Source organism: Streptomyces sp. NPDC028305, from assembly GCF_055569495.1.
Genome location: NZ_JBVHTN010000010.1, coordinates 458,987 through 483,233 on the forward strand (window position 1 = coordinate 458,987; position 24,247 = coordinate 483,233).

The 24,247-nt window shown below is 72.0% G+C and carries 25 protein-coding genes; 12 read left to right on the top strand and 13 right to left on the bottom strand.

All coding sequences use genetic code 11. The annotated features are described in order from the left end of the window. Position 1: 1 nt before the first annotated feature. The 3 genes from ACZ4WQ_RS39650 to deoC are packed head-to-tail and all read right to left on the bottom strand — an operon-like array spanning position 2 to position 3,345. Complete coding sequence (locus ACZ4WQ_RS39650) at positions 2–883, bottom strand: aldehyde dehydrogenase family protein (protein WP_398374552.1); 882 nt, start codon at positions 881–883, stop codon at positions 2–4. Next, the gene (locus ACZ4WQ_RS39655) at positions 876–2,312 is read right to left on the bottom strand and encodes an aldehyde dehydrogenase family protein (RefSeq protein WP_398374551.1); all 1,437 of its coding nucleotides are present in this window, start codon (positions 2,310–2,312) and stop codon (positions 876–878) included. Before ACZ4WQ_RS39655 ends, ACZ4WQ_RS39650 begins: the two co-directional genes overlap by 8 nt. Before the next feature lie 22 nt (positions 2,313–2,334). Continuing rightward, positions 2,335–3,345, bottom strand: coding sequence for a deoxyribose-phosphate aldolase (gene deoC, locus ACZ4WQ_RS39660; protein WP_361183835.1), 1,011 nt, complete (start codon positions 3,343–3,345; stop codon positions 2,335–2,337). 247 nt (positions 3,346–3,592) lie between these two features. On the opposite strand from deoC, the gene ACZ4WQ_RS39665 reads away from it, so the two are divergent. The 4 genes from ACZ4WQ_RS39665 to ACZ4WQ_RS39680 all read left to right on the top strand — a co-directional run bounded on the left by ACZ4WQ_RS39665 (position 3,593) and on the right by ACZ4WQ_RS39680 (position 6,318). Further along, entirely contained in the window at positions 3,593–3,919 is a 327-nt protein-coding gene (locus ACZ4WQ_RS39665; RefSeq protein WP_358848406.1) for a non-heme iron oxygenase ferredoxin subunit, read from the top strand. Then, positions 3,919–4,560: a TetR/AcrR family transcriptional regulator gene (locus ACZ4WQ_RS39670; RefSeq protein ID WP_398374549.1), complete on the top strand. Its 642-nt coding sequence runs from the start codon at positions 3,919–3,921 to the stop codon at positions 4,558–4,560. Before ACZ4WQ_RS39665 ends, ACZ4WQ_RS39670 begins: the two co-directional genes overlap by 1 nt. Before the next feature lie 85 nt (positions 4,561–4,645). Further along, a complete protein-coding gene (locus ACZ4WQ_RS39675; protein ID WP_398374547.1) occupies positions 4,646–5,326 on the top strand; it encodes a PH domain-containing protein in 681 nt (226 codons plus the stop codon). Between the two features lie 62 nt (positions 5,327–5,388). Beyond that, positions 5,389–6,318 carry a hypothetical protein gene (locus ACZ4WQ_RS39680; RefSeq protein ID WP_398374545.1) on the top strand — a complete coding sequence of 310 codons (930 nt, stop codon included), beginning with the start codon at positions 5,389–5,391 and terminating at the stop codon, positions 6,316–6,318. A gap of 26 nt (positions 6,319–6,344) precedes the next feature. Here the strand turns inward: ACZ4WQ_RS39680 and ACZ4WQ_RS39685 are convergent, their stop codons facing one another. After that, on the bottom strand, positions 6,345–6,701 hold the full coding sequence (locus ACZ4WQ_RS39685; RefSeq protein ID WP_385340884.1) for a hypothetical protein: 357 nt from the start codon (positions 6,699–6,701) through the stop codon (positions 6,345–6,347). A 265-nt stretch (positions 6,702–6,966) separates the two neighbouring features. On the opposite strand from ACZ4WQ_RS39685, the gene ACZ4WQ_RS39690 reads away from it, so the two are divergent. The 3 genes from ACZ4WQ_RS39690 (at position 6,967) to ACZ4WQ_RS39700 (ending at position 9,805) form a co-directional block, all read left to right on the top strand. Next, positions 6,967–7,797, top strand: coding sequence for a helix-turn-helix domain-containing protein (locus ACZ4WQ_RS39690; RefSeq protein WP_468022788.1), 831 nt, complete (start codon positions 6,967–6,969; stop codon positions 7,795–7,797). Then, the gene (locus ACZ4WQ_RS39695) at positions 7,794–8,015 is read left to right on the top strand and encodes a DUF397 domain-containing protein (RefSeq protein WP_385340880.1); all 222 of its coding nucleotides are present in this window, start codon (positions 7,794–7,796) and stop codon (positions 8,013–8,015) included. Before ACZ4WQ_RS39690 ends, ACZ4WQ_RS39695 begins: the two co-directional genes overlap by 4 nt. Before the next feature lie 119 nt (positions 8,016–8,134). Next, the gene (locus tag ACZ4WQ_RS39700; protein ID WP_385340878.1) at positions 8,135–9,805 is read left to right on the top strand and encodes a serine/threonine-protein kinase; all 1,671 of its coding nucleotides are present in this window, start codon (positions 8,135–8,137) and stop codon (positions 9,803–9,805) included. Here the strand turns inward: ACZ4WQ_RS39700 and ACZ4WQ_RS39705 are convergent, their stop codons facing one another. Both ACZ4WQ_RS39705 and ACZ4WQ_RS39710 read right to left on the bottom strand, forming a co-directional pair. Then, a complete protein-coding gene (locus ACZ4WQ_RS39705; protein ID WP_385340876.1) occupies positions 9,806–10,165 on the bottom strand; it encodes a hypothetical protein in 360 nt (119 codons plus the stop codon). Between the two features lie 21 nt (positions 10,166–10,186). Next, positions 10,187–10,903, bottom strand: coding sequence for a TetR/AcrR family transcriptional regulator (locus ACZ4WQ_RS39710; RefSeq protein WP_385340874.1), 717 nt, complete (start codon positions 10,901–10,903; stop codon positions 10,187–10,189). A 107-nt stretch (positions 10,904–11,010) separates the two neighbouring features. Here ACZ4WQ_RS39710 and ACZ4WQ_RS39715 point away from each other — a divergent pair, with 107 nt between their 5' ends. Then, a complete protein-coding gene (locus tag ACZ4WQ_RS39715; protein ID WP_398374542.1) occupies positions 11,011–12,243 on the top strand; it encodes an FAD-dependent monooxygenase in 1,233 nt (410 codons plus the stop codon). Beyond that, entirely contained in the window at positions 12,240–13,184 is a 945-nt protein-coding gene (locus ACZ4WQ_RS39720) for a hypothetical protein (protein ID WP_398374540.1), read from the top strand. Before ACZ4WQ_RS39715 ends, ACZ4WQ_RS39720 begins: the two co-directional genes overlap by 4 nt. A gap of 6 nt (positions 13,185–13,190) precedes the next feature. Here ACZ4WQ_RS39720 and ACZ4WQ_RS39725 read toward each other — a convergent pair whose 3' ends face one another. After that, a complete protein-coding gene (locus ACZ4WQ_RS39725) occupies positions 13,191–14,225 on the bottom strand; it encodes a saccharopine dehydrogenase family protein (RefSeq protein WP_311724197.1) in 1,035 nt (344 codons plus the stop codon). Positions 14,226–14,334: 109 nt separating this feature from the next. Between ACZ4WQ_RS39725 and ACZ4WQ_RS39730 the strand changes: the two genes are divergently transcribed. Then, positions 14,335–15,285: a helix-turn-helix domain-containing protein gene (locus tag ACZ4WQ_RS39730; RefSeq protein ID WP_311724196.1), complete on the top strand. Its 951-nt coding sequence runs from the start codon at positions 14,335–14,337 to the stop codon at positions 15,283–15,285. A gap of 19 nt (positions 15,286–15,304) precedes the next feature. Here ACZ4WQ_RS39730 and ACZ4WQ_RS39735 read toward each other — a convergent pair whose 3' ends face one another. The 3 genes from ACZ4WQ_RS39735 to ACZ4WQ_RS39745 form a co-directional block, all read right to left on the bottom strand. Continuing rightward, positions 15,305–17,050 (bottom strand): phospho-sugar mutase, encoded by a 1,746-nt coding sequence (locus tag ACZ4WQ_RS39735; protein ID WP_398374538.1) that lies wholly within the window; start codon positions 17,048–17,050, stop codon positions 15,305–15,307. A gap of 953 nt (positions 17,051–18,003) precedes the next feature. Continuing rightward, complete coding sequence (locus ACZ4WQ_RS39740) at positions 18,004–18,825, bottom strand: purine-nucleoside phosphorylase (RefSeq protein WP_311724194.1); 822 nt, start codon at positions 18,823–18,825, stop codon at positions 18,004–18,006. Positions 18,826–18,994: 169 nt separating this feature from the next. Beyond that, positions 18,995–19,432, bottom strand: a complete 438-nt coding sequence (locus ACZ4WQ_RS39745; RefSeq protein WP_311724193.1) for a gamma-glutamylcyclotransferase family protein — start codon at positions 19,430–19,432, stop codon at positions 18,995–18,997. A gap of 86 nt (positions 19,433–19,518) precedes the next feature. Between ACZ4WQ_RS39745 and ACZ4WQ_RS39750 the strand changes: the two genes are divergently transcribed. Both ACZ4WQ_RS39750 and ACZ4WQ_RS39755 read left to right on the top strand, forming a co-directional pair. After that, positions 19,519–20,967 carry an NAD(P)H-quinone dehydrogenase gene (locus ACZ4WQ_RS39750; RefSeq protein ID WP_352130515.1) on the top strand — a complete coding sequence of 483 codons (1,449 nt, stop codon included), beginning with the start codon at positions 19,519–19,521 and terminating at the stop codon, positions 20,965–20,967. A 110-nt stretch (positions 20,968–21,077) separates the two neighbouring features. Beyond that, a complete protein-coding gene (locus tag ACZ4WQ_RS39755) occupies positions 21,078–22,097 on the top strand; it encodes a DeoR/GlpR family DNA-binding transcription regulator (protein WP_311724191.1) in 1,020 nt (339 codons plus the stop codon). A 31-nt stretch (positions 22,098–22,128) separates the two neighbouring features. Here ACZ4WQ_RS39755 and ACZ4WQ_RS39760 read toward each other — a convergent pair whose 3' ends face one another. From ACZ4WQ_RS39760 to ACZ4WQ_RS39770, 3 genes are all read right to left on the bottom strand, one after another. After that, positions 22,129–22,722: a TetR/AcrR family transcriptional regulator gene (locus tag ACZ4WQ_RS39760; protein ID WP_358848392.1), complete on the bottom strand. Its 594-nt coding sequence runs from the start codon at positions 22,720–22,722 to the stop codon at positions 22,129–22,131. 52 nt (positions 22,723–22,774) lie between these two features. Beyond that, on the bottom strand, positions 22,775–23,827 hold the full coding sequence (locus tag ACZ4WQ_RS39765) for a hypothetical protein (protein WP_361183796.1): 1,053 nt from the start codon (positions 23,825–23,827) through the stop codon (positions 22,775–22,777). 255 nt (positions 23,828–24,082) lie between these two features. Then, positions 24,083–24,247: acyl-CoA carboxylase biotin carboxyl carrier protein subunit (locus tag ACZ4WQ_RS39770; protein ID WP_361184189.1), on the bottom strand; the 165-nt coding region annotated here is incomplete at its 5' end.

The following is a 24,247-nucleotide window of genomic DNA, read 5'->3' on the forward strand; positions in this document are numbered from 1 at the left end:
GCTACACGCCCATCGGGTGCCACACCGTCTTCGTCTCCAGGAAGGACAGCAGCCGGGCCGTGCCCGGGTCGGCCGACCAGTCCACAGGCTGTGGACGGACGACGCGCTTGAGGTTGTCCGCGGCCGCCTCCTCCAGCGCGCGGGCCAACTCCGCGTCCGCTCCCGCGAGGTCGATCGCGTTGACGTCCTGGTGGGCGGCGAGCGGGGTGGCGATCTCGGCGGTGCGGCCGGAGAGGACGTTGACCACGCCGCCCGGGAGGTCGGAGGTGGCCAGGACCTCGCCGAGGGAGAGCGCCGGGAGCGGGGCCCGCTCGCTCGCCACGACCACGGCCGTGTTGCCGGTGACGATCGCCGGGGCGATCACGGAGACCAGCCCGAGGAACGACGACTCCTGCGGCGCCAGCACGGCCACCACACCGGTCGGCTCGGGCGTGGAGAGGTTGAAGTACGGGCCCGCGACCGGGTTGGCGGCCCCGGCGATCTGGGCGACCTTGTCGGACCAGCCCGCGTACCAGACCCAGCGGTCGACCGCAGCGTCCACGACGGCGGCGGCCTTGGACTTGCCGAGCCCCTCCGCGTCGGCGACCTCCCGCGCGAACTGCTCGCGGCGGCCCTCCAGCATCTCGGCGACGCGGTAGAGGATCTGGCCGCGGTTGTAGGCCGTGGCCCCCGACCAGCCGCCGAACGCCTTGCGGGCGGCGACGACCGCGTCGCGGGCGTCCTTGCGGGAGGAGAGCGGCGCGTTGGCGAGCCACCTGTTCCTAGGGTCGGTCACCTCGTACACCCGCCCGCTCTCGGACCGGGGGAACTTGCCCCCGACGAACAGCTTGTAGGTCTTGAGAACGCCCAGGCGCTCGTCGTGCTTATCGGACTTCTCAGACATCGAGGTACGCCTCCAGGCCGTGGCGGCCGCCCTCGCGGCCGTAACCGGACTCCTTGTAGCCGCCGAACGGAGAGGCCGGGTCGAACTTGTTGAAGGTGTTGGACCACACCACGCCCGCGCGGAGCTTGCTCGCCATCCACAGGATGCGCGAGCCCTTCTCGGTCCAGATCCCGGCGGACAGGCCGTACGGGGTGTTGTTCGCCTTCGCGACCGCCTCCTCCGGGGTGCGGAAGGTCAGGACGGAGAGCACCGGGCCGAAGATCTCCTCGCGCGCGATGCGGTGGGCCTGGGTGACGCCGGTGAACAGGGTGGGCGCGAACCAGTAGCCGGAGGAGGGCAGGGCGCACTCCGGGGCCCAGCGCTCGGCGCCCTCCGCCTCGCCCGCGTCCGCGAGGGTACGGATCCGGGCCAGCTGCTCGGCCGAGTTGATCGCGCCGATGTCGGTGTTCTTGTCCAGCGGGTCGCCGACCCGGAGCGTGCGCATCCGGCGCTTGAGCGCGTCCAGCAGCTCGTCCTGGATGGACTCCTGGACGAGGAGGCGGGAGCCCGCGCAGCAGACGTGGCCCTGGTTGAAGAAGATGCCGCCCACGATGCCCTCGACGGCCTGGTCGATCGGCGCGTCGTCGAAGACGATGTTGGCCGCCTTGCCGCCCAGTTCGAGGGTGACCTTCTTGTCCGTACCGGCGACGCCGCGGGCGATCGCCTTGCCGACCTCGGTGGAGCCGGTGAACGCGACCTTGTCGATGCCGGGGTGGGCCACCAGCTCGGCGCCCGTGGAGCCGTCGCCGGTGATGATGTTGACGACGCCCTTGGGGAGCCCGGCCTGGCGGCAGACGTCCGCGAAGAAGAGGGCGGACAGGGGGGTGGTCTCGGCGGGCTTGAGGACGACCGTGTTGCCCGCGGCGAGGGCGGGGGCGATCTTCCACGCGAGCATCAGGAGCGGGAAGTTCCAGGGGATGATCTGGCCCGCGACGCCCAGCGGCTTCGGGTTCGGCCCGTAGCCCGCGTAGTCGAGCTTGTCGGCCCAGCCCGCGTAGTAGAAGAAGTGCGCGGCGACCAGGGGAAGGTCGACATCGCGCGACTCGCGGATCGGCTTGCCGTTGTCCAGCGACTCCAGGACCGCGAGCTCGCGCGAGCGCTCCTGGACGATGCGGGCGATGCGGAAGAGGTACTTGGCGCGCTCGGCGCCGGACAGCGCGGACCACTTCCCGAAGGCCTTGCGGGCCGCCTTGACCGCGCGGTCCACGTCCTCGGCGCCCGCCTGGGCGACCTCGGACAGGGTCTCCTCGGTGGCGGGGGAGACAGTCTTGAAGGCCTTGCCGTCGGCGGCCTCGGCGAACTCGCCGTCGATGAACAGCCCGTACGACGGGGCGATCTCGACGACGGAGCGGGACTCCGGTGCGGGCGCGTACTCGAATGCGTTCGTCATGGCTGGGTTCGTCATGGCAGCTTCAGTCCACCGTCACATAGTCGGGACCGGAGTACCGTCCGGTGCTCAGCTTCTGGCGCTGCATCAGCAGGTCGTTGAGGAGGCTGGAGGCGCCGAAGCGGAACCAGTCGGCCGTCAGCCAGTCCGCGCCCACCGTCTCATTGACCAGCACCAGGTATTTGATGGCGTCCTTGGAGGTGCGGATGCCGCCCGCGGGCTTCACCCCGACCTGCACCCCGGTGGTGTCGCGGAAGTCGCGGACCGCCTCCAGCATGAGGAGGGTGACGGGCGGCGTCGCGTTGACCGCCACCTTGCCGGTGGAGGTCTTGATGAAGTCGGCGCCCGCGAGCATCGCCAGCCAGGAGGCGCGGCGCACATTGTCGTACGTCTGGAGCTCACCGGTCTCGAAGATGACCTTGAGGTGGGCGGCGGTGCCGCTGCCGTCCTCGCGTCGGCACGCCTCCTTGACCTGCCGGATCTCCTCGAAGACCTGGAGGTAGCGCCCGGACAGGAACGCGCCGCGGTCGATCACCATGTCGATCTCGTCGGCCCCGGCGGCCACGGCCTCCCGGGTGTCGGCGAGCTTGACGGCGAGCGCCGCCCGGCCGGAGGGGAAGGCGGTCGCGACGGAGGCCACATGGACCTCGGGCCCGCCCGCCTCGGCCAGGGCCTGCTTGGCGGTGGCCACCATGTCGGAGTAGACGCAGATCGCCGCGACCTTGGGGACGGTGCGGTCGGTCGGGTCGGGGCTGACCCCCTTGGCGCACAGCGCCCGGACCTTGCCCGGGGTGTCCGCGCCCTCCAGGGTCGTCAGGTCGATCATGGAGATGGCCAGGTCGATGGCGTACGCCTTCGCCGTGGTCTTGATCGAGCGGGTGCCGAGCGCGGCGGCACGGGCCTGGAGGCCGACCGCGTCGACGCCCGGCAGGCCGTGCAGAAAGCGGCGCAGCGCGCCGTCGGTGGCGGTCACGTCCGCCATCGACGCCAGTCGCTCGGCCGCTTCCGCGCCGTATGCGGGAACTGTGGTGGGCATGGTCACCAGGGGAGCATATCTACGCGCGTAGCCGAATGTCACCCCCGGATGCCGAACCGCCTGGTACGGAGGGCGGAGTCCTGCCGGAGTACTAGTTCGATCTGCCGACGCGGACCGGGACCCGGGTCGCATCCCGGCTCCGTCCCATCCCGCTAGCCTCGGCCATCGAAGCAGCTCACACGTGTCGCTCGGGACGAGCACGGCTGCCCCCGAAACCGCGCCCCCTCCGCATGCTTCGAGGAGAACGATGCCCGACAGCGGCCACACCTACCTCTGCGCGCTCGACGTGCTGGAGGAGAACGTCCCCCGGCGCTTCGAGGTGGAGGGCGTTCCCGTCACCCTCGTCCTCACCGGGCAGCAGGTCTTCGCCATCCACGACATGTGCTCGCACAGCGCCGTCTCGCTCTCCGAAGGCGAGGTGGACGGCTTCAGCATCGAATGCTGGCTGCACGCCTCCAGGTTCGACCTGCGCACCGGCAGGCCCCTCGATCCCCCGGCGACACGCCCCGTCCCCGTCTATCCGGTTCGCATCGACGACGGGAGCGTGTACGTACGCCTGACGGGAGAGGGCTGATGGACGCACCGGACGGCGCCGCGGTCGGCGCCGTCGGCGCCGAGCGTTCCGACGCCGCCCGCAACCGCGCCCTCCTGCTGGAGGCCGCCCGTCGCCTGGTCGCCGAGCGCGGCGCCGAGCACGTGACGATGGAGGCGGTCGCGAAGGGGGCCGGCGTGGGAAAGGGCACCCTCTTCCGCCGTTTCGGTGACCGGGACGGCCTCCTGGCCGCCCTCCTCGACGAGGCCGAGGCCGGCTTCCGTGAGGTGTGCACCTCCGGTCCCCCGCCCCTCGGCCCCGGCGCACCGGCGGCGGACCGGCTGACGGCGTTCGGCTGGGCCCTGATCGACCGCATCGCCGATGGCACGGACCTGGGCGCCGCCTTGGCGCGGCAACTTCGCCCCCGGAACCGCAACGCCTCCGATACGGGTCGCGCGTTTCACCGCCATGTGTCGGTGCTCCTGTGGGAAGCGGGAGTCGACTGTGACCATGACGTGCTCGCCCATGCCCTGCTCGCCTTCACGGCCTTCGAGACGGCGGACTATCTGGTCCGCGAGCGCGGAGTTCCCGCCGACGACCTCCAGGCCACCTGGGCGGACCTGGTGCGCATGGTGACTCGACCGGACGGCTGTCAGGGGGGCCCGGCGCGAGGAGGGTCTTGATCGCGCCGAGGGTTCCGGGGCCCGCCCGAGGCCTGCCCGAGGCCCTGCATACAGGCCGCCGCGCCGGTGCGGCAGAATCGGCCGTATGACGAGCCCGGACGACTCCTCGCACGACTCCTCCGCCCCGCACGAGCCCGGCCAGGGGTCCACCGACCAGGGGACCGAGTACGCGGACCGCGTCTACCGCTCTCCGGGCGGCATCGCGGGCGGCGTGCTGCTGCTCGCGATCGGCGCCTGGCTGGGGATCGACGCGGTGATCCGGGGCGAGGGGCGGACGCCGTGGGTGGCGCTGGCCGGGCTGTTGTTCGCGGTGCCGCTGGTGATCGCGTTCACGGTGCGGCCCGCGGTGTACGCGGGCCGGGACCGGCTGCGGGTGCGCAACCCCTTCCGTACGATCACCCTGCCCTGGGGCTCGGTGGAGGCGGTGCGCGCGGGCTTCTCCAGCGAGGTGCTCGCGGGCGGCGCGAAGTACCAGATGTGGGCCATCCCGGTGTCGCTGCGGCAGCGCAAGCGGGCGGGCCGGCGGCAGGCGAAGGCGGCGACCGAGGACCCCTTCCGCCGTACGTCCGTCCAGGTCTCGGCGGACGCGGCCGAGGCGCAGCGCGCCACGGCCGACCGCTCCATCGACGAGCTGCGCGGCCTCGCGGAGACGAACGCCGAGCGCGAGGGCGCACAGGGCGAGCCGGAGGTGCGCTGGGCGTTCGAGGTCATCGCGCCTGCGGTGGCGGGGATCGTGCTGCTCGCGGTGGTGCTGGCGATCACCTGAGCGGCCACCTGAGCGGCTACCTGAGCGGTCTACGTGTACCCGGCCAGGCCGAGACTGCGAGGATGACCCGGGTGATCAACACTAGTGATCCTGCGGCGCGGGCCGAGGACATAGCGGAAGCCCTCTTCACCCCCTCTGGCAGCGTCGGCTCGGAGCCTGTCCCCGTCCTGGCCTACCCCGCCGGAGCGGATCGCCTCGCCCGCCGCGAGGCGCTGCGCCCGGTGTACGAGGCGATCGTGGCGCGTATCGGCGCGCCTACCCTGCTCGGCGGCGCCGTCGGAGGCCCGAGGGTGCGCTGGTGCACCCGTGAACGGATCCTTCAGCTGTCCGGAGACCACACCCACGCCGAGCTGTCGGTGCACGACGCCGACGAGTTCGAACGTGATGAATGGTGGACCTTTGACCGCACTCGCCCCGCGCGCAGCGGTCAGCCACACCGCTTCGACGCACTGCCCTACACATGGCAGCTCGACCGCAAAGGTCCCGGATTCGCTACGTCCTGGACGTACAACGGGGTGAAGGTCGCCGACGACTGGGATCATGCGGTCACGGGCCTGGAGCTCATGCTCGCCGCGTGGGTGGAGCAGTATCCCGTCCAGGCCCCGGGGGACTGGATCGCCTTCACTCTGTGGACCTCCCGCGACTGGCGCCGCGACATGATCGTGTCGTACACGCCCGCCGACCACGGGCGCGAACTGGCCGTGTGCATCCACGACCGGGGCATCGAACAGACCGAGGAACGACAAGCGAAGATGCGCGAGCGTGGCTGGCAGATCCTGGATGAGCACCAGTGGTGGCGTACCAAGCTGCCGGAAACCGACCCTGACGCGCCCCGGCTGATCGCCGAGCTCATCATCGCCGAGTGCCGTGCTCGCAAAGCCACCTGCCCGGACGAGTTGTGTGCTCACAGCATCAGCGCGGGCGACAACGGCGAGCTGTGGCTCACCGGCCTGGGCCTACCGACCCGCCCCTCGCGCGGCGAGCACTATTGAGCCTGAGTCCCCTGAGTCCCCTGAGTTCACCGACCCGGCTCGTGACTCTTGCCCTGGCGGTGGTCGCGGTCCGGATCGGCGGTGGTGCCGTCATCGTCGTGCGCGGGCAGGCGCCTGCCCCTGCTCTCCGCCACGCGCAGCACATCGCGCAGCGCCTCGCACAGGCGGTTCGCCAGGAACCGGAGTTCTCCGGCGTCCGCCTTGCGGTCGGCGAGTAGCGCGCGGGCGTGGCCGAGAAGTTGTGTCCCCATGGATAGCTGGAGGGCTTCGATCTTGTCGGCGCGTCGGCTCAGGGGGCTGTCGCCGTGGTCCGCCGCCAGGTAGCACGGCTTGCCGTCCGGACTGGTCCAGGGCAGCAGGCGCAGGCCGGTCGTCGCGTTCATCCGGCTGCCTCCGCGCCGTGGATCCGGGAGGCGAAAAGGGCACTCACGCACGCGCGTGTGCGCCGGTTAGGGTCGGTCACGTCATCAGCTCCTCTATGGCTACGGCTGGTGGCTGCGCCCCCGGACGCTCCCTCCAAGTCGCGTCGCGGGGGTCCTGCGTGTAGCGGGCCTTGTTCACTGTTTGTAGTGCAAGCGTGGCTGTCGGTGCGTACGCTCGGCAGTGGTTGGACTCCCGACCGCACCTTGGGAGGCAGGAGTTGCGTACATGGCCGCGCGCAAACGCGAACTGACACCCGAACGAAGCGTTCGCCATCTCTTCGGCGCCGAGCTGCGCCGACACCGCGAAGCGGCGGGGATGAGCCTGGACCAGCTCGCCGAAGTGGTGAACTCGAGCCGCAGTCACCTGGGTCGGATCGAGCTCGCGGAGTACATGATCCCTCCCGAACTCCCCGCTCAGCTGGACGCGGCGTTCGGCACGGACGGGATCTTCGTGAAGCTGTACGCGCTGGCCCGGCGCGAGGTGCACCCGGACAAGTACCGGCGGTGCATGGAGCTGGAGACGCGTGCGCAGGCCATCGCCTGCTACGCCGGGCAGCTCGTGCCCGGTCTGTTGCAGACGGAGGACTACGCACGGGAGCTGTTCCGGGTCAGCAACCCCGAGGCGACGGCAGAGGAAATAGAAGAGAAGGTGGCGGCTCGCATGAGTCGGCAGGCTCTGTTGCGAGGCACCCCAGCGCCTCATCTGTCGGTGGTCTTGGACGAGGCGTCCGTGCGGCGGCCGATCGGCGAGCCGGTGGTCATGCGTGCCCAACTGGCCCGCCTGGCAGAACTGGTGGACACTCCCACCAGCGTGATTCAGCTGCTGCCGTTCGAGCACGGTGGGCATGCGCTGATGGGCGGCACGCTGAATCTGCTGACGCTGGACGACGGTACGACCGTCGCCTATGAGGAGAGCATCGCTACGGGTGAACTCTTGGAGGACAGGGAGAGGGTGGTGAGGCGTATGCGGTCGTACGATCTGCTCAGGGCATACGCCTTGTCGCCGACCCAGACGGCGGCATTCATCCGTTCCGTCATGGAGGCATTGACGCCATGAGTGGCACCCCTGATCTCTCCCGCGCGGAGTGGGTCAAGTCCAGCTACAGCAACGGTGATGGCGGTGATTGCGTCGAGTGGGCACCCGCCTACGTGTCCACCGGCCGGGTCCCCGTCCGCGACAGCAAGGACCCGCACGGCCCCGCACTGGTCTTTCCGGTGGCAGCCTGGTCGTCCTTCGTCTCGGCCGTCAAGGGTGGCGGGTTCCCCACTGCCTGATCCGGTCAACGGCACCAGAGCACGGCCCTCGCTGCTGGCGGGGGCCGTTGCGCCGCATCGTTCTTATCCTGGCTGTGATATGCCCGAGTCGACGGGGGTGGGCGTTGGAACGCGGGGAGTTGATTGCAGGCAGGTACGAGCTGATCGAACGGCTCGGCCGTGGGGGTATGGGCGAGGTGTGGGCCGGAAAAGACCGGAGCCTGCGCCGTGATGTCGCGGTCAAGCTGCTCGTCCTCCAGGATGCGCCCGACTCGGAGCTGGCCCTGCGGTTCGAACGGGAGGCCGTGGCTGCCGCGCAGGTCAACCATCCCAACGCGGTCGCCCTTCACGACCGTGGCGTTCACGAGGGCGCGCTGTTCCTGATCATGGAGAAGGTCGAGGGCGCCACGCTCACCCAGCACATCCGTGACGAGAGTCCGATGACCGCCGCCCGCGCGCTGGAGATCGCCTACGGGATCTGCGCGGCACTCGTCGCCGCGCATCAGGCCGGTGTCATCCACTACGACATCAAGCCGCACAACGTGATGATCAACCCCGATGGCCAGGTGAAGGTGGTCGACTTCGGTATCGCCGGGTTCGTCCAGACCATGTTCACCGTGGCGGGTTCCTCCCAGCTGACTCCTGCCGGCACCCCCGAGTACGGCGCACCGGAGCAGTTCCTCACCGAACGCGGCGACGTGCGTTCGGACCTCTACGCCTTCGGCGGGGTGCTGTTCGCCCTGCTCACTGGTCGGCCACCCTTCACCGGGCACAACGCCTTGGCGCTCGTACGCCGCAAACTGGACGAGGACGCACCCCCGCTCGCCTCACTCCGCCCGGACTTGCCGCCCGCGCTGACGGCGCTGGTCGCCGAACTCCTGGCTCGTGATCCGCAGCGACGTCCTGAGTCGGCGCGGCAGGTCCTCGAACGCCTCAGTCGCCTGCGGACCGCGCTCGCGTACGGCCCTGCGGACAGTTCGGCCGAGGCTCGTAAAGTGCTGCTGGCCAGGACGGCCGGGGCGATGAGGGCCGTGCTCGCCCAGGCGGAAACGCTTGCCCGGGCCCGGCTCGGGCAACGCGTCTCCCGGCCATCACGGCCGTCCGCGGAGACGGCAGTGCAGACGCGGCGCCTGCCCAGCTCCGCCGGACCGTTCGACGCGACCTGGACCGGCGAGGAGCCGCTGTCCACCTACGCACGCGGGCCGGGCGTCTTCCGTGCCTGGTTCTGGGCCGTGGGATTGTCGATGGCGGCGACAGGAATGATCTACTTCCCGATGGGTACGGGGCACTTTCAGAGGGGACCTGAGGCCGATTTCACCCCGTGGGTGCTTCTCTTCGTATCGGGGGGCCTTGTCGCGGTTCCTGCGGCCCTCGTGGTCGTCTGGGCGGTCATGAACACCTTCTGGGAAGTGCAACACGCGCTCCTGCGCAAAAAGAGAGGCGGATGGGGGCTGCACGTCGGTCCCCAGGGCATCGTGACCCACAGCGCCGCGGGAAGGCACGAGTTCGCCTGGGACCGGATCCAGCGCGTTGCCATCGAAGAGATCCAGTGCTCACCGTCGTACCAGTACACCGGAGTTCACATCGACCTCGCGTCCGGTGCCACGCGGCCGACGATGATGCGGCCGGCGGGGTGGCTCTATGCCGAGCCCGGCACGGTCAAAGTGCGCCCGAGCGGGCGGATCCCCATCTGTGTCCTCGGCCCGATGACGGAGCGACAGCGGACCGATCTGATGGAAGCCCTCTCCGAGTACGGCGGTCAGCGGTGGGTGCCGTCGGCCTCCTTTGGGACGCTGCCCATCGATCTTTGATCAGGCATCCCGCAGCCGTCGCACCATCGGCTCGTAGTTGGCATGGCCGCCTTTCACCCATGCCTCGGCGCACTCCAGCGCGGTGCTGCCCTGGTACGAGGTGTCGCGGACACCGTGGCGGAGAAGTTCGTCGACGAGTTCGAGAAGTATGTCGCCGGGCACCTCGCGCTCGTAGTAGCCGGTGAAGTGGAGCAGCGCGTGCAAGGCCGGGCCGTCCCCCGGCCGTAGCCACGTCCGCTGGGCCGCCACCTCGGCGTCCTCGGGGCGGGCTCCCGACTCCAGGAGGAACCGCACCGCGTTGACGCGTGTTTCGAGGGCAGGTCGGCCGTCGCTGTAGGGCAGGACGGCCAAGAGATCCATGGCCGCGATTGTGTACGACGGTCAGTGCCCGCGCTGGTCGATGAGCACGGCCAGGCCGTCCAGGATGCGCTGGAGGCCGAACTCCCAGGCCTGGTCCTGCCCGCCGGACTGTTCCGCCGAGGCGAGGGCGGCGGCCAGGGCGGGAAAGCGCTCGCCCTGGGCCCGCATCAGGTCGGCGAGGATGCCGCTCAGCTCCGCCTCGGGGGTGCCCGCCGGGCCCGCCGCCCGGGCCTGCTGGGTGATGGCGCGTACATGGCCGACCAGCAGCACGACCGCGTCCATCCGCTCGGCGCCGCTGAGCCCCGTACCGTCCAGCGCGGAGATGGCGCGCTCCATCCAGCCCAGCTCCGCGGGCCCCATGACCCGCGGTCCGACGGTGGCGTCCAGCGTCCATGGGTGCTGGAGGAAGGCGGAGAGCAGGTGGCGGGCCCAGTCCGCCAGCCGGCCCCGCCAGCCCGACGGCTGTGGGCCCGCCGCCGGGTACGGGCCGATCGCGGCATCGACCATCAGCGCGACCAGCTCGGCCTTGCCCGGGACGTAGCGGTACAGCGCCATTTTGGTGACGCCCAGTTGTGCGGCGACCCGCTGCATCGAGACGCCGGCCAGCCCCTCCGAGTCGGCGATCTCGATCCCGGCCCGCGCGATGCGGTCCAGGTCGAGGGTCGGCCGGGGGCCGCGTGACGGCTTGGCGTGGGGGCCCCACAGCAGCCGCACGGTCTCGGCAGGGTTGTCGCCCATGTCCGTCGCCCTTCCAGCCTCGGCATCTTGGCGTGCCAAATAACTGCGTCTATGGTACACAGTAATTAATCGTGTCCGTCGGACACAGTTCTCAAGGGTGGGGAACCATGAACCGGAACGTCCTTATCTCCGGCGCGAGCATCGCCGGTCCGGCGCTGGCCTATTGGCTGGGGCGCCACGGCTTCAACCCGACGGTCGTCGAGCTGGCCCCGGCCCTGCGCGGTGGCGGCCAGGCCGTCGACTTCCGGGGCGATACGCACCTGACCGTCCTGGAGCGCATGGGCCTGCTGCCCGAGCTGCGCGCGATGCAGACCGGCGGCTCCCCGATGACCTTTGTGGACGAAGGCGGTCGGACCTTGCTGCACCTGCCCGCTGAGTTCGCCGGCGGCGCGATCGAGGTGCTCCGCGGCGACCTGGCCCGGCTGCTGTACGAGCGCAGCCTGGACCACACCGAGTACCTCTTCGGCGACTCGATCACCGGCCTCACCGAGACGCCCTCCGGCGTGCGGGTCGACTTCCGGCACGCGGCCTCGCGCGAGTTCGACCTGGTGATCGGCGCGGACGGGCTGCACTCCAACGTCCGGCGCCTCGCCTTCGGCCCCGAGGAGGACTACGTGAGCCACCTCGGCTACTACGCAGCCACCTGGCAGCTCGCCAACGAACGGGGGTGGGGGCGGGGCTCGGTCGGCTACAACACGCCGGGGCGGCTCGCCTCCGTCGGGGCCGACCGCCGGGACCCGGCGCGGGCCGGGGCGTTCTTCGTCTTCGCCGGTCCCGAGCTGTCGTACGACCGCCACGACCCCGAGCAGCAGAAGCGTCTGATCGCCGACGCCTTCTCCGGACTCGGCTGGGAGGTGCCCCGCCTGCTCGATTCGCTGCGCCGGGCCCCCGAGCTGTACTTCGACTCGATCAGCCGGGCAGACGTGGACACCTGGTCACGGGGCCGGGTGTGCCTGGTGGGCGACGCCGCGTGCGGGGCCACCATCGGGGGGATGGGCACCGGGACCGCCATGGTGGCCGCCTATGTGCTGGCGGGCGAGCTCGCGCGGGCCGGAGGCGACCATCGAGCGGCCTTCGCGCGCTACGAGGACAGGCTCCGGAAGTACGCCAAGGGCTGCCAGACCGGCGGCGACCGCACCGGGAAGTTCCTCGCGCCCGGCACCGCGACCGGCCTGCGCTTCCGCAACGGCCTGCTGTCCAAGCCCGTCTTCCTGAACTGGATGCTCAGGCTGGGGGAGAAGGTCAGCAGCGATGTGGCCCTGCCCGACTACGCCGCCGAGCCGCGTCGCCCGAACCCAGGGCCGGGCGTGTCGGGGGACGTTGTTACGTTCCCCGTATGACGGAGCATCTGGAAGATCTCATTGTCCGGGCCATTGCCGCACGCGATGGTGACGCCCCCGAACTCGAGGAACTGGCGAGGACCGCTCCGGAAAGCCTGGCGCCTTATCTGCCCCGGCTCCTCGCCGCGGACGTGGTGTATCCGGCCGCGCTGTACTGCGCGGCCGACGACGAGACACAGCGTGGTCTCGTCGCCGAGGCCGATGCGGGCGGCAAAGGCGCACTCCGCCTGAACCACCTGCTGGCCGCCCTGGCCCAGACACGGGGACCGGTCGCCGAGGAGGCCTTCCGGCGGTGGCGCGACCAGCCGCCGCCCGGCGCCGACAAGCTCTTCCTCACGCCCGCCGAGTACATGCCGGAAGGCGGCTGGACGTTGGAGGGGGACCGGGCCCGGGAGCTGTGCGGGCCCGTCGCCCACCACCTGGTGGTCGAAGCAGCCGAGGAAGCCGAAGAAAGCCGGATCCCGCAGGAGCGCTGCCGGGGATGCGGCGCCGCGCTGTGGACCGCGCTGGACCTGGACACGGCCGACGCACGGGTCGCCGGGGCGCTGGTGCACGCCGGCTGGTCGGGGCGGCTGCGGCTGGTCCTCTGTTACGGGTGCGCCGTCGACGAAGCCGACCCGGTGTTCCTCGGCGTCGGGCCGGACGGGACCTCCCGCCTTTCGGATCCGCCCGAGCCCGGTACGGGCCTCCCGGCGGCCGGGGCGCCCACCGAGCGCCTGGTCCCCGGCCACCCGTCGGGCCCCTACCCCGACGGCTCGGCGATCGGCGGCCGGCCGGTGTGGATGGACGACGCCGAGTACCCGCGGTGTCCGGCGTGCGGGAAGCTCATGGCGTACATCGCCCAGATCGATATGCAGGACATCAGCCACATGGTCGGCTACCACACGTTCTTCCTGGACGCCGGGTGCGGCCTGGCGGCGATGGTCTCGCAGCCCGAATGACGTGCGCTACCCACGCACTTCGAGGGAGAGATGCGCGGACAGCGCGCGGAGGAAGTCCGGCGCGTCGAAGATCTCGCCCGCGGAGGCGACACCGACCGTCCTGGTCCGTCCCGTGAGGATGCGGTGGACCGCTTCCACCGCGAGCGGCGCGGAGACGGCGTAGATGTCCTGGCCCCTTGCCACGGCGCGCCGTTCGGCGCCGCCGTTGCGCACGACGACATCGACGAGGAAGGTCTGCGCGGACCGCCCGCGCTCGTCGACCGCCTCCGGCGCCGGGGTGTCCGGGGCCGACAGGTCCCGGGCGGCCTCGACCGCCATGTAGGTGCGCACCTCGGGGATGGACAGGTGGCTGGGGATGGTGACGACGTCGGCCATCGTGAACTCCCCGATCACGGCCCGGGGGCCCATAGGGTCGGGGAAGGGCCACTCCAGGGTCGGCAGTTCGTCGTCGTGGTACTCCAACTGTCCGTTCGCGTAACGGACGTGTCGGCCGCCCCGCCGCTGCCGGGAGACCGCGCCCGCCGTGCGCGTCCCGGCGGTGGGGTGCCAACCGTTCAGCCCGTACGCGATGTGCGCCTCGTCGGCCGCCGTCCAGTCGTCGCCCATCGCGGCGGTGGCCAACAGGTCGCCGAGGCCGCCGTAGAAGGCCATCGCGGGGACGATCGCCGTTCCCGCGGCGCGGGCGCGGTCCGCGAAGTGGGCGAAAGTGTCGACATTGGCTTCGATCTCGGCCGCCACGTCCACATACGGGATCCCGGCGCGCAGGGCCGCCTCGATCACGGGGGCGGCCGTCGTGGCGAAGGGCCCGGCGCAGTTGATCACGGCCGCCGCGCCGGCCAGCGCGCGGTCGAGCGAGGCCGGGTCGTCGACCGACGCCGGGCGGGCGTCCAGGCCGGATTCGGACTCCGCCAGCACCTTCAGCTTGTCGGCGTCCCGCCCGGAGAGAACCGGGACGAAACCGCGTTCCCGCAGCTCTGCCACCACAAAGCGCCCGGTGTGCCCGTACGCGCCGAACACCGCCACCGTGAGCCCTGATCCCATGGTTCTCTCCCGTACTTGAATGATCCGCTGCGATCCGTCACGGACATCCTGGCGAGGGCGGGCACCCCACACGAGTGTCCGGAACGACATGACCCATACAATTCCGGACGTGAACACTGTCGCGCTGGCCGTCACCGACGGGATGCTTCACTTCGAACTGTCCGCGGCGTGCGAGGTCTTCGGCGCCGACCTGACCGGCGTGGCCGACCCCTGGTACGACTTCGTCCTCTGCGGGACGGGCGCCGTGCGGGTCGGCCGGTTCCGCCTGGAGCCCGACCACGGGCTCGACCACCTCCGGCGCGCCGACACCGTGATCGTCCCGGGCTGGGCCGATATCGACGAGGACCCACCGGCCGACCTGGTCGACGCGGTGCGCGCGGCCCACGAGGCGGGCGCGCGCGTGGCCTCCCTCTGCACGGGCGCGTTCGTGCTGGCCGCCGCCGGCCTCCTGGACGGGCTGCGCGCGACGACCCACTGGGCGCACACCGAGGTCCTGGCCGCCCGCTACCCGGAGGTGGAGGTGGACCCGGATGTGCTCTACGTGGACAACGGCAGCGTGCTCACCTCCGCCGGCAAGGCCGCCGCGATGGACCTGTGTCTGCACCTGGTCCGCCTCGACCACGGCTCGTCGATCGCCAACACGGTCGCCCGCCGCCTGGTCGTGCCGCCGCACCGGGACGGCGGCCAGGCCCAGTTCGTCACCACTCCGGTGCCCGCCCCGGACAACCATCCGCTCGCCGAGCTGTTCCCCTGGGTGATGGAACGGCTGGACCAGCCGCTGACCGTGGAGGACCTGGCCCGCCGGGCGCGGATGAGCTCGCGCAACCTGGGCCGCCACTTCAAGGTGGTGACCGGCACCACCCCGTTGCAGTGGCTGCTGACCCAGCGGATCCGCCACGCCCAGGAGTTGCTGGAGACGACCGGCGACAGTGTCGACGCCATCGCGGCGGCCACCGGCATGGGCACCGCCACGACCTTGCGCCGACACTTCAACCGCACGGTCGGGGTGCCCCCGGACACCTACCGGCGCACCTTCCGCTCCCGGACGGGGCCGGCCTGATCGGCGCGTCGGCCGTGCCTCAGATCCCCGCCGCCTCCGCGAGATCCGCCTTGAGCGCCGACAGGACCTGCTCCGCCGTCGCGCGCGCCGCGGCGAGGGCGTCCGCCGCGGGGGCGTCGACCACCACCTCCAGGTAGCACTTCAGCTTCGGCTCGGTGCCGCTCGGGCGGACGATCACCCGGGCCGACCGGACGGTGGACCCCGGGATGGCGCCGGCCCGGCCGGAGAGCTGATAGCGCAGGCCGTCGGTCGGGGGCAGGGCCGCCGTACCGCGCGAGAGGTCCTCGCCGGCGGACACCGCGAGGCCCGCGAGCTCGGTGGGCGGCTGTTCGCGCAGCCGCTTCATGACCTGGGCGATCAGGGACAGGTCCTCGACGCGCACGGACAGCTGGTCGGTGGCGTGCAGCCCGTGCTCCAGCGCGATGTCGTCGAGCAGGTCGGTGAGGGTGCGGCCCTGCTCCTTGAGCTCGGCCGTCAGCTCGGCGACGAGCAGGGCGGCGGTGATGCCGTCCTTGTCGCGTACGCCCTCGGGGTCGACGCAGTAGCCGAGCGCCTCCTCGTAGGCGTAGCGCAGCCCGTCGACCCGGGCCAGCCACTTGAAGCCGGTCAGCGTCTCGGCGTACGGGAGGTCCGCGGCCTGCGCGATGCGGGACAGGAGGGAGGACGAGACGATCGAGGTCGCGAAGGTGCCGCGGGCGCTCTTGTGGATGAGGTGAGTGGCCAGGAGCGCGCCGACCTCGTCGCCCCGGAGCATCCGCCAGGCGGTCGCGGCGGGGGCCGCGGCCGGTACGGCCACCGCGCAGCGGTCGGCGTCCGGGTCGTTCGCGATGATGATGTCGGCCCCGCCGGGGCCGAGGCCGCGGGCGGTGGCGAACGCCAGGTCCATCGCGCCCGGCTCCTCCGGGTTGGGGAACGCGACGGTCGGGAAGGCCGGGTCCGGCTCGCCCTGCTCGGCGACCACCACAGGGGCCGGGAATCCCGCGCGGGCGAAGGCGGCGGTGACGGTCTCGCGGCCGACGCCGTGCAGCGGGGTGTAGACGACGCGTACGTCCCGAGGGGAGCCGGGGGTCAGAACGGCGTCGGTACGGGCGAGATAGGCGTCCAGGACGTCGTCGCCGAGGGTCTCCCAGCCGGAGTCCGGGCGGGGAACGCTGTCGAGGGCGCCGATCGCGGCGATCTCGGCGGCGATGTCGAGGTCGGCGGGCGGCACGATCTGGGAGCCGTCTCCGAGGTAGACCTTGTAGCCGTTGTCGCGGGGCGGGTTGTGGCTGGCGGTGACCTCGACCCCGGCGACGGCGCCGAGGTGGCGGATGGCGAAGGCGAGGACGGGGGTGGGGAGCGGGCGCGGCAGCAGCGCGGCCCGGAGGCCCGCGCCGGTCACGACGGCGGCGGTGTCGCGGGCGAAGTCGGCGCTCTTGTAGCGGGCGTCGTAGCCGATGACGACGAGGCCGGGCCGCTGCGCGGTGGGCGGCTGCCCGGTGGAGTGCCCCTGCTCGGCGAGGTACGCGGCGAGGCCGGCGGCGGCGCGGATGACCACGGCGCGGTTCATGCGCATGGGCCCGGCGCCCAGTTCGCCGCGGAGGCCGGCGGTGCCGAACTGAAGGGTGCCGGAGAAGCGGTCGGCGAGCTGGTCGAGGGCCGTGGGTTCGCCCGTGTCGGCCGCCTGGAGCAGCTTGGCCAGCTCCTCGCGGGTCTCGGGGTCGGGGTCCTCCGCCATCCAGGTGCTGGCCTTGGAGATCAGCTCGGACTCGGGGGTGGGCGCCATGGGAGGCCTCCTGGGGTGGCTGGGGGGTGGCTGGTGGGGCTGGCGGTGGCTGGGTCGGGTGTGCGGTCCGGGGGCGGGGCCGGGCGGCGCTGTCGCGAGCCCGCGTCCACCGCCTCGGGGCCGCCGGGGGTTGGATGGCCGCCGAGCGTGGCTGACCAGTGAGTACCCCGGGAAACGGGCACGACGCCAGGGCCCGCGCGGGGCGGGTCGGCGACGGCCCGGTCCGGTGCCGCGCGTTGGCGGTCGCCGTCGTCCGGTCGCCCGGCCGTGCGCTACCCGGCCTGCGGGTCGCCCGGCCGTCTCTCGCCGGGTTCGGCGGTGGCTCTCCCCCTTACCTGCCCCTTCCCGACCGTTTCGATCTGCGGCTCCGCCGTGTGGGTGGCTCCGCCCCAGACGCCGGGGTCCGGAGGCGGAGCCCCTGTGCGGCAGAGTCGCATATCGACAGGGGGAGGGAAGGGGCGGGGAGGGGAGGGGAGCGGCCCGCCGCAGGCGCCAAGATCCGCCGGACAGGGCGTAGTGGACTGGGCCGGCAGCCGCCCAGCGGTCCGGTCCGGTCCGGCGGCTCGGGCCGGCAACCCTGCCCAGCGGTTCGAACCAGCGGCTCGGGTCCGCGGCCTGGGGCAGCGTGTCCCAGGCACCGGCTCGGCGTCCGCGACCCGGGTCCGGCGGCTCCGGTCGACCCGGCCGGGTCAGCGGGTCCGGCAGGCGGCTCCGGGTCCGAAACTCGGGTCCGTAACTCGCGTCGCGGCGGCTCGGGTCGCGGCGGCTCGGGTCCGTACGGCCGGGGTCACCGGCCTGAGGCAGAGCGTCCGGGGCGCCGCATCGGGTCCTGCGGGTCCGGTCCGGCGGGTCCGGTCCTGCGGGTCCGGGGCGGTCGGGTCCGGGGCGTCGGCTCGGGTCGGCGAGCCGGCGGTTCGGGCCCCCGCCCGCGGGCGGGGCGCCGGCGGGTGCCGTCAGACGCGGTCGAGGACCTGCGCCAGGAGGCTCCCCATCCGCGCGGCCGAGTCGCGGCCCGCCTGGAGGACCTCCTCGTGGTTGAGGGGTTCGCCCGTCATGCCCGCGGCGAGGTTGGTGACCAGGGAGATGCCGAGGACCTCGGCGCCCGCCTCGCGGGCGGCGATCGCCTCCAGGGCGGTGGACATGCCCACCAGGTCCGCCCCGAGGGTGCGGGTCATGTTGATCTCGGCGGGCGTCTCGTAGTGCGGGCCGGGGAACTGCGCGTAGACGCCCTCCTCGAGGGTGGGGTCGATCTCCCGGCAGAGCGCGCGCAGCCGCGGCGAGTACAGATCGGTGAGGTCGACGAAGTTCGCGCCGACGATCGGGGAGGCGGCGGTGAGGTTGATGTGGTCGCTGATCAGCACCGGCTGACCGGGGCGCATGCCCTCGCGGAGGCCGCCGCAGCCGTTGGTGAGGACGACGGTCTTGCAGCCGGCGGCGACGGCGGTGCGTACGCCGTGCGCGACGGCGGCGACACCGAGGCCCTCGTAGAAGTGCGTGCGGCCGAGGAAGACCAGCGCTCGCTTGTCGTTGATCTTGTACGAGCGGATCTTGCCCGCGTGGCCCTCGACGCTGGGCGGCGGGAAGGAGGGGAGTTCGGTGACCGGGAACTCGTGTTCCGGGGCGCCCAGGGCGTCGGTGGCGGGCACCCAGCCGGAGCCGAGGACCAGGACGACGTCGTGGGTCTCTTCGCCGGTGAGTTCGCGCAGGCGTGCGGCCGCGACGTCGGCGGCGGCGTAGGGGTCCCCCTGATGGGTAACTGATGCGTTCACGCGCATGAGACTAGCCGGTGATTGCCTACGCGCGTAGACGTTCTTGACGACGGTGTTCGATTCTTTGCCAAGGCGCGATCGAACCGCGTCGGGGTGGTGTGGAAAGAGGCACGGAAAGGGCACGGCAAGGGCAGGGCAAGGACAGGGCACGGGAAGGGCGGCGGGGCGCCCGGCCTCAGCAGGGGCGCTTGCGCAGTTCCATGACGTAGTCGTGCGGGGCCCCCGCGGATTCCGCGGCGTCCGCGATCTCGCCGAGGTAGCGGGCGGAGGGCAGGCCGCCCTCGTAGCCGTTGAGCACATAGAGCCAGGCCGGCTCGTCGCCGTCCAGGGTGTGGACCCGGATCCGCATCCGGCGGTAGATGTCCAGGCCGACCCCCTCCCAGCGGTCCATGGAGTCCTCGTCCATGGGGGCGATGTCGTACAGGGCGACGAAGACCTGGGAGCGCGGCGCCTCGACGATGGTCGGGAGGGCACCCTCCCAGCCCATCTGCTCGCCGCCGAAGGTGAGGCGCCAGCCGTTGATCCACCCCGTGCCGCGCAGCGGGGAGTGCGGTGCGCGGCGGGACATCAGCCGCGCGTCGAGGTTGCCGGCGTACGCGGCGTAGAGCGACATGGCTCAGAGGGTACGGGAGTGAGGGAGGAAGGTTTCGGGGGCGGCGGGAACCCCCCGTGAGAGTGATGTCGAACGGGTGCGGGACAATGGAGCATGTGACTCGGATCGTGATCATTGGTGGCGGACCCGGCGGCTATGAGGCGGCGCTGGTCGCCGCACAGCTCGGCGCGGAGGTGACCGTCGTCGACTGCGACGGTCTGGGCGGGGCGTCGGTGCTCACCGACTGTGTGCCCTCGAAGACATTGATCGCCACCGCTGAGGTGATGACGAACTTCGACTCTTCGTACGAGGAGTTGGGGATCATCGTGGCCGATGACACCCCGCCGCTGGCGCAGGCGGCCCAAGTCGTGGGCGTTGACCTGGGCAAAGTCAATCGACGGGTGAAGCGTCTCGCGCTGGCCCAGTCGCATGACATCACGGCTTCGGTGACGCGCGCGGGCGCGCGGGTGATGCGCGGGCGCGGGCGGCTGGAGCCGTCGCAGGCGCCCGACGGGTCGCGGAAGGTGATCGTCCGCGCCGCCGACGGAACCGAGCAGACGCTGGTCGCGGACGCCGTGCTGCTGGCGACCGGGGCGCACCCCAGGGAGATCCCGGACGCGCTGCCGGACGGCGAGCGCATTCTGAACTGGACGCAGGTGTACGACCTGGACGAGCTCCCGGAGGAGCTCATCGTGGTCGGCTCCGGCGTCACGGGCGCCGAGTTCGCGGGCGCGTACCAGGCGCTGGGCTCCAAGGTCACGCTGGTCTCGAGCCGGGACCGGGTGCTGCCGGGCGAGGACCCGGACGCGGCGGCCGTGCTGGAGGACGTCTTCCGGCGGCGCGGGATGAATGTGATGGCGCGCTCGCGGGCGCAGGCCGCCAAGCGGGTCGGCGACCGGGTGGAGGTGACGCTGGCGGACGGCCGGGTGATCACGGGCACCCACTGTCTGATGGCCGTCGGCTCGATCCCGAACAGCGCCGAGATGGGCCTGGAGGAGGCCGGGGTCCGGCTCAAGGAGTCCGGGCACATCTGGACCGACAAGGTCTCGCGGACCAGCGCGCCGGGCGTGTACGCGGCGGGCGACTGCACCGGGGTGCTGGCGCTGGCGTCGGTGGCGGCCATGCAGGGCCGGATCGCGATGTACCACTTCCTCGGTGACGCGGTCGCCCCGCTGAACCTGAAGACCGTGTCGGCCAACGTCTTCACGGACCCGGAGATCGCCACGGTCGGCTACTCCCAGGCGGATGTGGACGGCGGGAAGATCGACGCCCGGGTGGTGAAGCTGCCGCTGCTGCGCAACCCGCGCGCGAAGATGCAGGGCATCCGGGACGGCTTCGTGAAGATCTTCTGCCGTCCGGGCACCGGCATCGTGGTCGGCGGTGTGGTGGTCGCGCCGCGCGCGAGCGAGCTGATCCACCCGATCTCGCTCGCGGTCGACAACAACCTGACGGTGGAGCAGATCGCCAGCGCCTTCACGGTGTACCCGTCGCTGTCCGGCTCGATCGCCGAGGTGGCGCGGCAGCTGCACACGCGGAAGACGCAGGAAGAGGCCTAAGGGAAGCGCAGCCCGCTCCAATACCATCCCGAGGGGTCGCAGAAGAACAACATCGGTTAATTGGTGCAAGCTGCTGAAACCAGACGGTCGTTGGCGTTACTGTCAGTTTCGTGTTCGCTGCAGAACGTCGCCAATTGATCCTTGAAATGGTGCGGGCGAACGGAGCGGTATCGCTCCGCGAGCTCGCCCGCGTCGTCCAGACCTCCGAAGTGACCGTCCGGCGGGATGTGCGGGCGCTGGAGGCAGAAGGACTGCTCGACCGCCGGCACGGCGGTGCGGTGCTGCCGGGCGGATTCACCAGGGAGTCCGGCTTCCCGCAGAAATCCCATCTAGCGACCGCGGAGAAGACGGCCATCGCCGATCTCGCGGCCGGTCTCGTCGACGAGGGCGAGGCCGTCGTGGTCGGCGCCGGGACGACCACGCAGGAGCTGGCCCGCCGGCTCGCGCGTGTCCCGGGCCTGACCGTGGTCACCAACTCCCTGCTCGTCGCACAGGCGTTGGCGCACGCCAACCGGGTCGAGGTCGTCATGACCGGCGGCACCCTGCGCGGCTCCAACTACGCGCTGGTCGGCAGCGGCGCCGAGCAGTCCCTTCAGGGGCTGCGGGTCAGCCGGGCCTTTCTGTCCGGCAGCGGGCTGACCGCCGAGCGCGGCCTGTCCACGTCCAACATGCTGTCGGCGAGCGTCGACCGCGCGCTGGTCCAGGCGGCGGCGGAGGTGGTGGTCCTCGCGGACCACTCCAAGCTCGGCACCGACACCATGTTCCAGACGGTGCCGACGGACGTGATCACCCGGCTGGTCACGGACGAGCCACCCGCGCACGACGACCGGGCCCTGACCGAGCTCCAGGCCCTCGCCGACCAGGGCGTGCAGATCGCGGTGGCCGGGCCGGGCGCGGGCTCGGGCCCGGCGGGCGGCGACGGCGGCCCGGCGGGGCCGGGGCGGCAGCAGCCCCGGCACGGCGGCCCGCCCACCGCGCGCGCCGGCGAGGAGGGGCTGCCGCTCCCCGGACCGCGCCGCAACCACCCGCACCCACCGGGGGGCGGGGCGGGCGCCACGCTGCGCGGCGGGATGCCGCTGGCGGAGCAGCCGGGGGGCCGGGTCGCCGACCTGGCGCCACGGCGGCGCTGAGAGCGCAGAGGGCGCTGAAGCCCTGGCCGGGTCAGCGGGACTTGAGCCCGGTGAAGGTCAGGGCCAGCAGCCGGTCGGCCAACTCCGGGTCGTCCGGCGACTGTTCCACGGCCAGCGCGATGGCGTTGGTCAGCTGCATCAGATCGTCTATGCCGACGTCGGACCGTACGTTCCCGGACTGCTGGGCGCGGGCGAGCAGCGCGCTGCCCGCCTCGCGCATCGGCAGGCCGCACCCCTGGGACAGCGAAGAGCTCGCGTCCCCGGAGGCGGCCATCAGCGCGTGCGAGAGCCCGCGGTAGGTGCTCGCGTAGTCGATGATCTCGCGCAGCCAGTCGACCAGCGCACGGCACGGCTGCGGGGCCTTCGCCAGCTCACGGGCGCGCGCCAGCAGCGCGCACACCTCTTTCTGGAAGACGGCCCCCATGAGCGCGGTGCGGTTGGGGAAGTGCCGGTAGAGGGTGCCGATGCCGACGCCCGCGCGGCGCGCGATGTCCTCCAGCGACGCGTCGGTACCGTGCTCGACGAACGCGGTCCTGGCCTCGGTCAGCAGCCGCTCGTAATTGCGGCGCGCGTCGGCGCGCATGGGGCGCGCTGGGGCGTGCGCTGTGGCTGTCTCCAACGCCATCGCGGTCCTCCCTGCGCCGTTGGTCGTACGGGTCCGTGGGTCAAGCATGCCATTACGAGCCGGGTCGGGGCGGCGCCGGCAGCGGGGGCTGGGGCTCGGCGCGGTACGGGTCGAGAGCGGCCGCGCGCTCATGGTAAGGGGCCCGGGACAACAGGCAGGCCAGCGTCCACATGGTTCGCTCGGCGGCCAGCTCGGACGGCAGCGCCAGGCCCAGCGACTCGGCCAGCGGCTTGCGGCCCACGTTGACCAGCGCTCGTACGGCGGCGGCCCACACGTCGGTGGCCGTCACGGCGGACCGGTACCAGAGCGGGATCAGCGCGACCAGGACGGCCGCGGTGGTCAGCAGCGCGGTGCGGTCGGCGTCCGCGGAGCCCAGGGCGGCCAGGGCGGCCGCGGCCACCGCGGCGTGCCCGTAGAGCAGGGATATGAAGAAGTCGACGCTGGCGCGGGCCAGTTCCTCCTGGCGGCGGACCTGCTCGGGCGCCGTGCCGGTCAGCTCGCCCCAGAGCACCTGGGTGTCGAGGCGGAAGCGGTCGTAGCCGTACTCCTCCAGGCGGCGGATCGCGTTGCCCAGGCGGGTGGGGGCGATCTGGTCGCCGTCGATCGGGTAGCGGCTCAACCGCTCCTGGAGCAGTGCGCGTTGTGCCGCCGTGCGTAGCCGGTCCCGTCGGGCGGCCCGGGCGATACGGGGGGTGGCGCGCAGGTCGGCCAGTTGCCGGGCCGCCTCGGGCGGCAGCGCGCCCGCGCGCTCGCGCTCCTCCAGCCGCAGCAGGGTGAGGCGGTCGTGGAGCTCCTGCTTGGTCTGCCGGTGGCGGCGGCAGCGCGCGTCGTAGGCGGTGGCGGGCCACAGGACGTAGCCCTCCAGCAGGCGGTAGAGCAGGGTCTGCACGGCGGAGAGGACCAGCCCGAGGAGGAGGGACACGGTCAGCAGAAGGACGGCGGTGTTGACCTTCGACGAGGGCCACAGCCGCTGCGCCAGGTCGATGTGGTGGAGGCTGGGCGCGACGGTGAAGAAGAAGACGGAGAGGTTGAGGGCGGTGGGCAGGATCCAGCCGACGAGCAGCGTCCAGGCGCCGCCGAGCACGCCTTTGGCGATGTCACCCATGGGGGAGGGCCTCTCGTGGGTGGGTGTCTGGCAGGCGGGTCACGCGTTGTCGTCCGTCCGTCGTCCCAGTCGTCGTCACCGAACGGAGGCCCGGGGCCGGGCGGCCATGGCGTCGCCATAGGCTCCCCCTCCTCGGCCGGGCTCACATCCTGCCGCGCGGAGGGCGCCGGTGGCCACCGTATGCACCGGGCCCCGGTCGAGGGGATCGACCGGGGCCCGGGGTTCAGCTGTATGGCGAGGCGTCAGCCCCAGCTGTCAGTCCTTGATTTCGCAGATGACGGCGCCGGCGGTGAGGGCGGCGCCGACCTCGGCGGCCAGGCCCTTGACGGTGCCCGCGCGGTGGGCGTTGAGGGGCTGTTCCATCTTCATCGCCTCCAGGACCACGACCAGATCGCCCTCGGCGACCTGGTCCCCCTCGGC

Excerpts from the sequence above, each read along its gene's own strand:
- ACZ4WQ_RS39650 (WP_398374552.1), bottom strand. The coding sequence starts at position 883 with ATGTCTGAGAAGTCCGATAAGCACGACGAGCGCCTGGGCGTTCTCAAG.
- ACZ4WQ_RS39655 (WP_398374551.1), bottom strand. The coding sequence starts at position 2,312 with ATGACGAACGCATTCGAGTACGCGCCCGCACCGGAGTCCCGCTCCGTC.
- deoC (WP_361183835.1), bottom strand. The coding sequence starts at position 3,345 with ATGCCCACCACAGTTCCCGCATACGGCGCGGAAGCGGCCGAGCGACTG.
- ACZ4WQ_RS39665 (WP_358848406.1), top strand. The coding sequence starts at position 3,593 with ATGCCCGACAGCGGCCACACCTACCTCTGCGCGCTCGACGTGCTGGAG.
- ACZ4WQ_RS39670 (WP_398374549.1), top strand. The coding sequence starts at position 3,919 with ATGGACGCACCGGACGGCGCCGCGGTCGGCGCCGTCGGCGCCGAGCGT.
- ACZ4WQ_RS39675 (WP_398374547.1), top strand. The coding sequence starts at position 4,646 with ATGACGAGCCCGGACGACTCCTCGCACGACTCCTCCGCCCCGCACGAG.
- ACZ4WQ_RS39680 (WP_398374545.1), top strand. The coding sequence starts at position 5,389 with ATGACCCGGGTGATCAACACTAGTGATCCTGCGGCGCGGGCCGAGGAC.
- ACZ4WQ_RS39685 (WP_385340884.1), bottom strand. The coding sequence starts at position 6,701 with ATGAACGCGACGACCGGCCTGCGCCTGCTGCCCTGGACCAGTCCGGAC.
- ACZ4WQ_RS39690 (WP_468022788.1), top strand. The coding sequence starts at position 6,967 with ATGGCCGCGCGCAAACGCGAACTGACACCCGAACGAAGCGTTCGCCAT.
- ACZ4WQ_RS39695 (WP_385340880.1), top strand. The coding sequence starts at position 7,794 with ATGAGTGGCACCCCTGATCTCTCCCGCGCGGAGTGGGTCAAGTCCAGC.
- ACZ4WQ_RS39705 (WP_385340876.1), bottom strand. The coding sequence starts at position 10,165 with ATGGATCTCTTGGCCGTCCTGCCCTACAGCGACGGCCGACCTGCCCTC.
- ACZ4WQ_RS39710 (WP_385340874.1), bottom strand. The coding sequence starts at position 10,903 with ATGGGCGACAACCCTGCCGAGACCGTGCGGCTGCTGTGGGGCCCCCAC.
- ACZ4WQ_RS39715 (WP_398374542.1), top strand. The coding sequence starts at position 11,011 with ATGAACCGGAACGTCCTTATCTCCGGCGCGAGCATCGCCGGTCCGGCG.
- ACZ4WQ_RS39720 (WP_398374540.1), top strand. The coding sequence starts at position 12,240 with ATGACGGAGCATCTGGAAGATCTCATTGTCCGGGCCATTGCCGCACGC.
- ACZ4WQ_RS39725 (WP_311724197.1), bottom strand. The coding sequence starts at position 14,225 with ATGGGATCAGGGCTCACGGTGGCGGTGTTCGGCGCGTACGGGCACACC.
- ACZ4WQ_RS39735 (WP_398374538.1), bottom strand. The coding sequence starts at position 17,050 with ATGGCGCCCACCCCCGAGTCCGAGCTGATCTCCAAGGCCAGCACCTGG.
- ACZ4WQ_RS39740 (WP_311724194.1), bottom strand. The coding sequence starts at position 18,825 with ATGCGCGTGAACGCATCAGTTACCCATCAGGGGGACCCCTACGCCGCC.
- ACZ4WQ_RS39745 (WP_311724193.1), bottom strand. The coding sequence starts at position 19,432 with ATGTCGCTCTACGCCGCGTACGCCGGCAACCTCGACGCGCGGCTGATG.
- ACZ4WQ_RS39750 (WP_352130515.1), top strand. The coding sequence starts at position 19,519 with ATGGAGCATGTGACTCGGATCGTGATCATTGGTGGCGGACCCGGCGGC.
- ACZ4WQ_RS39760 (WP_358848392.1), bottom strand. The coding sequence starts at position 22,722 with ATGGCGTTGGAGACAGCCACAGCGCACGCCCCAGCGCGCCCCATGCGC.
- ACZ4WQ_RS39765 (WP_361183796.1), bottom strand. The coding sequence starts at position 23,827 with ATGGGTGACATCGCCAAAGGCGTGCTCGGCGGCGCCTGGACGCTGCTC.